Origin of the sequence: Paenibacillus dendritiformis, assembly GCF_945605565.1 — a bacterium.
GTDB classification, from domain to species: Bacteria; Bacillota; Bacilli; order Paenibacillales; family Paenibacillaceae; genus Paenibacillus_B; species Paenibacillus_B dendritiformis_A.
Window position 1 is genome coordinate 6680512 of sequence record NZ_OX216966.1, and the last position, 6989, is coordinate 6687500.

At 52.1% G+C, this 6989-nt stretch carries 4 protein-coding genes and 2 rRNA genes (1 of these 6 running past the window's edge); 3 read left to right on the forward strand and 3 right to left on the reverse strand.

The window, feature by feature from the left end; all coding sequences use genetic code 11:
- The first annotated feature begins 89 nt into the window (after positions 1 to 89).
- From NNL35_RS30130 to NNL35_RS30140, 3 genes are all read left to right on the forward strand, one after another.
- On the forward strand, positions 90 to 1586 hold the full coding sequence (locus NNL35_RS30130; RefSeq protein ID WP_006676455.1) for an SLC13 family permease: 1497 nt from the start codon (positions 90 to 92) through the stop codon (positions 1584 to 1586).
- A 37-nt stretch (positions 1587 to 1623) separates the two neighbouring features.
- Complete coding sequence (apgM, locus tag NNL35_RS30135; RefSeq protein WP_006676454.1) at positions 1624 to 2865, forward strand: 2,3-bisphosphoglycerate-independent phosphoglycerate mutase; 1242 nt, start codon at positions 1624 to 1626, stop codon at positions 2863 to 2865.
- Positions 2866 to 3004: 139 nt separating this feature from the next.
- Positions 3005 to 3286: a hypothetical protein gene (locus tag NNL35_RS30140; RefSeq protein ID WP_254553963.1), complete on the forward strand. Its 282-nt coding sequence runs from the start codon at positions 3005 to 3007 to the stop codon at positions 3284 to 3286.
- Between the two features lie 261 nt (positions 3287 to 3547).
- On the opposite strand, the gene NNL35_RS30145 is transcribed toward NNL35_RS30140, so the two are convergent.
- The 3 genes from NNL35_RS30145 to NNL35_RS30155 all read right to left on the reverse strand — a co-directional run.
- Complete coding sequence (locus NNL35_RS30145; protein ID WP_138985622.1) at positions 3548 to 3823, reverse strand: hypothetical protein; 276 nt, start codon at positions 3821 to 3823, stop codon at positions 3548 to 3550.
- 96 nt (positions 3824 to 3919) lie between these two features.
- Positions 3920 to 4036 (reverse strand): 5S ribosomal RNA (gene rrf / locus NNL35_RS30150).
- 59 nt (positions 4037 to 4095) lie between these two features.
- A 23S ribosomal RNA gene (locus NNL35_RS30155) occupies positions 4096 to 6989 on the reverse strand (it continues 34 nt past the right edge of the window).

The window sequence follows — 6989 nt, forward strand, 5'->3', positions numbered from 1 at the left end:
TACGATTATGCAATCAAATTGTCTTATAATTATAGGCGCCGTTATAATGAAAACGCAATCATTTTTTATCACTTTGGGAGGATGTTTTCATGACGATGAAGCCATTCAAGTCAGACGGCAATTCCACAGAACCGAACAAACCAGTGGCGAAGAAAGGTCGCTTTGAATCGATATTTAAAAAAGCAGGGATTCCGCTAGCCGTCCTGGTGTTCCTCATTCTGATGCTCATGCCCACGCCCGCAGGCTTGGAGCCGCAAGCGCAAAAAGCGATTGCAATCTTCGCCAGTGCGCTTATACTATGGGTCAGTGGCGCCTTGCCGATTTACTTAACCTCCATGATCGCCATTATTGTGCTGAGCTTATCCGGTACCGCTGAAGAGAAAACGGCCTTCGGCACGCTTGGATTTGATGTCATTTGGCTCATGGTGTCCGCGTTTATTCTTACCTCCGCGATGATTAAGTCCAATCTGGCGCGAAGGTTTGCGCTTTGGATGGTGACCAGGTTCGGACAAACGCCAAAGAAGACATTGCTTGTCTTAATTTTCATCAACTTCGCCCTCGCGTTCTTCGTGCCATCGACGACAGCGCGGGCAACGCTCATGGTGCCGATCTGTCTCATCTTGTTGGAGATCTATAAGGCCACTCCCGGCAAAAGCAATTTCGGCAAATTAATGATGCTGCAAGGGGTACAAGCCGATGCGATCGCCACATCCGGAGTGATGACCGCGACGGCTGCGAACATCATTGCCGTCGGCTTCATTAACGAGCAAGCGGGAGGGTCGATCGGATATATGGATTGGCTCGCCGCCTCCATGCCAACGGCCATCATTACGATGCTGCTGACGTTCCTCGTTGGTCTCAAGCTCTTCTCCTTCAAAGGGGAGGCTGAGTTCGAGGGCGCAATGTCCAAGCTCAAAGATGAATTGAAGAAGCTGGATAAATTTTCGCTGGATGAGAAAAAGGCCATGACAATCTTCTTGCTTACGGTTCTGTTATGGGCGACGGAAGATTATCACAAATTCTTGTTCGGCTTCGAAATTAGTGTATACATGACCGCGGTCATTGCAGGCGTGCTCTGTCTGCTGCCGCGAATCGGATTGCTTACTTGGAAGGAAGCCAACATTAAGTGGGATCTGATGATTTTTGCCGCAGGCGCTTATGCCGTCGGGAATGCGTTGGAGAAATCGAAGGGCGCCGAATGGATGATCAACAAAGTCGTCTACGGTCTCGGCCTGGAACAAATGAATCATATGCTCGTCTATGTCATCGTTATCTTCATCAGTATGTACAGTCATTTAATATTCACGAGCAAGACGGTACGGACCACGATCCTGATTCCCGCTTTTATCGCGCTGGCCAAATCGTTAGGGATGGACCCGGTTACGCTTGCCCTGGCTTCCGCCATGACGTTAACCTATACGATTACGTTACCGCCGCATTCAAAAGTAAATACCATTTATTTCTCAACCGGATATTTCAGCGTGTTTGATCAGGTGAAATATGCTATCGTTACCTGCTTTATCGGTGCGACCGTCATTAGTGTGTCCGTATTTACGTGGTTCCAAATTCTCGGGTATTCATTATAAGCATGTTCAGATAAGCAAATGATAGAGGAGTGCGCCCATGCTATACAGAAAAGTAATTATGGCCATTGCAGACGGATCGGGAGATCGCCCGCATCCGCTTTTAAATGATAAAACACCGTTGGAATATGCCGATACGCCTCATTTGGATCGGTTGGCTGCGGAAGGAATCACTGGCATGATCGATTTAATCGGATCGGGAATTCCCGTTGGAACCGATATGGGGCATATGATATTATTCGGCTTTCAGCCGGAGGATTATCCGGGCCGCGGCCCCATCGAGGCGCTCGGCATCGGTATGGACGTCGAGCCCGGAGATGTCGTGCTTCGCTGCAACTTCGCCACGATTAATGACGAGGGCGTTGTCCTGGACCGTCGTGCCGGGCGAATCCGCGACAACACGGCAGGGCTTGCCGATGCGCTTGATGGGATGGAACTCATTGAAGGCATCCGCGCTTACTTCAAGCCGGCAACGGAGCATCGGGCTGTGCTCGTTCTGCGCGGTCCCGGTCTTAGCGATCGGATCAGCGATTCCGATCCGAAAGCGCCGAACGACGGTCAACCTTATCTCCCTGTTGAAGCGCTGGATGAGACGCCGGAAGCGAAGCGGACCGCCATGGCCGTTAACCTTTTTATGAAAAAGGCCCATGCGATTCTTGCTTCGCATCCCATCAATCGGGAGCGTATGGCGCAAGGACATCCGCCTGCCAACTTCATTCTGACCCGAGGCGCGGGAAGAATGGCGCAATTGGAGCCCATCGCCGCGACAATGAAGTTCCGCGGCAGCTGCATCGCTGCGGAAAGCACGGTGCTCGGGGTGGCCAAGCTGGCCGGCTTCGAAGCGATTACCGACGCCAGGCTGACCGGCAGCATAGATACTGACGTGGAACTAAAGGCGAAGCTGGCGCTTGAGCAAATAGCACGCCATGATATTGTCTACGTCCATCTCAAGGCTCCGGATTTGATGGGCCATGACAATGATCCGTTGAAAAAAGCGCTCACCCTTGAATTATTCGACCGGATGGTCGGGCTAATCGCGGAGCAGCTGCCTGACGACGTCTACTTGGCTCTGGCCGCGGATCATTCAACGCCTTGTGAAGTGAAGGAGCATACGGGAGAGCCTGTCCCGGTCGTCATCTACGGCCCGAGCATCCGCAAAGATCGGGTAACATCTTATAATGAAATGGACTGCGCATACGGCGCCTTAGGACGCATGTCCGGCCATGAGTTCGTGAGGACCTTGCACGGTCTGATGGGATATGTGAAGAAGCAGGGAAATTAAGTTCAATCCGAAGCGGGGTCTTTGATCGCATCAAAGACCCCGCTTTTTTGTATGGGGATATTGCTCGCCTGAGTTGAGGATGACCGCTCGTTCGATATTTGGCTCTCCGCAAAGCTGTGGATATCCGTTGTTAAAATGCATGATCTTACATGATATTTGTGAAGATTCCGTGGATATTGTGTATGAAAATGTGGATGATGAGGATAACATACAGGATTTTGCAGGCCAAAAAGATATTCACAGGTGGATAACTTTATTTATTTGCGATTGGGCTTATGAGACAACATTCGTTTCGCTGTCTGGTCTGACTTGTGGACAAATTGAGCTAAGCTGCTCACAACGTCGAAAGTTCACTTCTTCTCGCAAGGTCTCGAAAAGTGAAGCTAACCCTGCAAGCCTTGTCGCTCACCGTCGCCTGTAGTGTCTCTATATATTTCGTGTACCTGAACCGCCTGCACAGTTAGCACTGCATATATGGTTTTCCACGTATGCATTATATAACCTTGCATTATATTGCCTTGTACAGCCTAGCCTTGTACGGCCAGTAAAGTGCAACACAGTTTCTTGGAGCTAGCATGACCTGTACAACGAATTTTCAGTCATATGAAGACGGCGTGGAGTCTCTGCAAGGGTAACATCGCTAGTTCGAATCCCGCAAAATGCAATATTTCGCCAGACACGCCTATTCCAAAATGGAAATCCTGCAAAAACGCAGCAATTGGCTATGCAAGGCTTCACCAAAAAGGGAATCCTGCAAAACTGCAGGAATTTCCTCCATTTCGCTTGGCTTAGGTGCAAAAGGGAGCAAAATGATGTAGATTTGCAGGAATTCTTCTGCATGAGGGCTCATTCGGCCGAAATTCCTGTAAAAACGCAGCATTTCCTCCACACGCTCAGTCTCAGGAAGCGACGACGCCTCTAGGATGACAGTCCGACCGGTTACCGCATTCCCCTGCATCGCTCCTGCCCCGTCTGGCGACTCCGCTTTACCCCGGGAACTATGACCTGTGGAGGACATAAAAAAACCACCGACAGAAGTCAGTGGTCTTTGTTTGCTTGGCAGCGTCCTACTCTCCCAGGACCCTGCGGTCCAAGTACCATCGGCGCTGGAGGGCTTAACGGTCGTGTTCGGGATGGGTACGCGTGGAACCCCTCCGCTATCGCCACCAAACAGATAAGGTATTGTACCTTAAAAACTGAATGCGAAAGTAAATCATCAAATCATCATAGTAGGATAAGCCCTCGACCGATTAGTATTGGTCAGCTCCATGCATTGCTGCACTTCCACCTCCAACCTATCTACCTCGTCGTCTTCAAGGGGTCTTACCAATGTGGGAAATCTCATCTTGAGGGGGGCTTCACGCTTAGATGCTTTCAGCGCTTATCCCTTCCGTACTTGGCTACCCAGCTATGCCTCTGGCGAGACAACTGGTACACCAGCGGTACGTCCATCCCGGTCCTCTCGTACTAAGGACAGCTCCTCTCAAATTTCCTACGCCCGCGACAGATAGGGACCGAACTGTCTCACGACGTTCTGAACCCAGCTCGCGTACCGCTTTAATGGGCGAACAGCCCAACCCTTGGGACCTACTTCAGCCCCAGGATGCGATGAGCCGACATCGAGGTGCCAAACCTCCCCGTCGATGTGGACTCTTGGGGGAGATAAGCCTGTTATCCCCAGGGTAGCTTTTATCCGTTGAGCGATGGCCCTTCCATGCGGTACCACCGGATCACTAAGCCCGACTTTCGTCCCTGCTCGACTTGTAGGTCTCGCAGTCAAGCTCCCTTCTGCCTTTGCACTCTTCGAATGATTTCCAACCATTCTGAGGGAACCTTGGGGCGCCTCCGTTACTCTTTAGGAGGCGACCGCCCCAGTCAAACTGCCCGCCTGACACTGTCCCCGAACCGGTTCCACGGTCCCAGGTTAGAACTCCGATACGATCAGGGTGGTATCCCAACGGCGCCTCCACCGAAGCTGGCGCTCCGGCTTCCCAGGCTCCCACCTATCCTGTACAGACCGTACCAAAGTCCAATATCAAGCTGCAGTAAAGCTCCATGGGGTCTTTCCGTCTTGTCGCGGGTAACCTGCATCTTCACAGGTATTAAAATTTCACCGGATCTCTCGTTGAGACAGCGCCCAAGTCGTTACGCCATTCGTGCGGGTCAGAATTTACCTGACAAGGAATTTCGCTACCTTAGGACCGTTATAGTTACGGCCGCCGTTTACTGGGGCTTCGGTTCATAGCTTCGCCTTACGGCTAACCACTCCCCTTAACCTTCCAGCACCGGGCAGGCGTCAGCCCGTATACTTCGCCTTACGGCTTCGCACAGACCTGTGTTTTTGCTAAACAGTCGCTCGGGCCTATTCACTGCGGCCCCCTCGGGCTATAAACCCTACCGGGGCACCCCTTCTCCCAAAGTTACGGGGTCATTTTGCCGAGTTCCTTAACGAGAGTTCTTCCGCGCGCCTTAGAATTCTCTTCTCGCCTACCTGTGTCGGTTTGCGGTACGGGCACCTTTACCTGGCTAGAGGCTTTTCTTGGCAGCATGAAATCAAGACCTTCGGTACTATAATTTTCCCTCCCCGTCACAGCCCAGCCTTACGGTCAGCGGATTTGCCTACTGACCAGCCTCACTGCTTGGACGAGCATCCATCAGCTCGCGTCCCTATCCTTCTGCGTCCCCCCATTGCTCATAACGGCTACGGTGGTACAGGAATTTCAACCTGTTGTCCTTCGACTACGCCTTTCGGCCTCGCCTTAGGTCCCGACTTACCCTGGGCGGACGAGCCTTCCCCAGGAACCCTTAGGCTTTCGGCGGACATGATTCTCACATGTCTTTTCGTTACTCATACCGGCATTCTCACTTGTGTACAGTCCAGCAGTCCTTCCGGTCTACCTTCAACCCGGTACACAACGCTCCCCTACCACTGATGCAAGCATCAATCCATAGCTTCGGCGGTACGTTTAGCCCCGTTACATTTTCGGCGCAGAGTCACTCGACCAGTGAGCTATTACGCACTCTTTAAATGATGGCTGCTTCTAAGCCAACATCCTGGTTGTCTGGGCAACTCCACATCCTTTCCCACTTAACGTACACTTAGGGGCCTTAGCTGATGGTCTGGGCTGTTTCCCTCTTGACAACGGACCTTAGCACCCATTGTCTGACTCCCGGATAATAAGTCCATGGCATTCGGAGTTTGACTGAGCTTGGTAACCCTTGGCGGGCCCCGCACCCAATCAGTGCTCTACCTCCACGACTCTTCCTCCGAGGCTAGCCCTAAAGCTATTTCGGGGAGAACCAGCTATCTCCGAGTTCGATTGGAATTTCTCCGCTACCCCCACCTCATCCCCGAATTTTTCAACATTCGTGGGTTCGGGCCTCCAGTGCGTGTTACCGCACCTTCACCCTGGACAGGGGTAGATCACACGGTTTCGGGTCTACGCCTACGTACTCATTCGCCCTATTCAGACTCGCTTTCGCTGCGGCTACGGCTTTTCACCTTAACCTTGCACGTAAACGTAACTCGCCGGTTCATTCTACAAAAGGCACGCCATCACCCATTAAACGGGCTCTGACTTCTTGTAAGCACACGGTTTCAGGTTCTATTTCACTCCCCTTCCGGGGTGCTTTTCACCTTTCCCTCACGGTACTGCTTCACTATCGGTCGCCAGGGAGTATTTAGCCTTAGCAGATGGTCCTGCCGGATTCCCACGGGGTTTCACGTGTCCCGCGGTACTCGGGATCCGTCTCGGAGGGCATTTACTTTCGAGTACAGGGCTGTTACCTTCTTTGGCGGGCCTTTCCAGACCTCTTCATCTAATAAACACCTTTCTGACTCCATGTGAGACGTCCCACAACCCCGGAGAGCAAGCTCTCCGGTTTAGGCTCTTCCGCGTTCGCTCGCCGCTACTGACGGAATCACTATTGTTTTCTCTTCCTGAGGGTACTTAGATGTTTCAGTTCCCCTCGTATGCCTCTTCACACCCTATGGATTCAGATGTGAGTGACTGCCTATTACAGCAGCCGGGTTTCCCCATTCGGACATCCCCGGATCGATGCTTGCTTACAGCTCCCCGAGGCAATTTCGTCGTTCGCCACGTCCTTCGTCGGCTCCTGGCGCC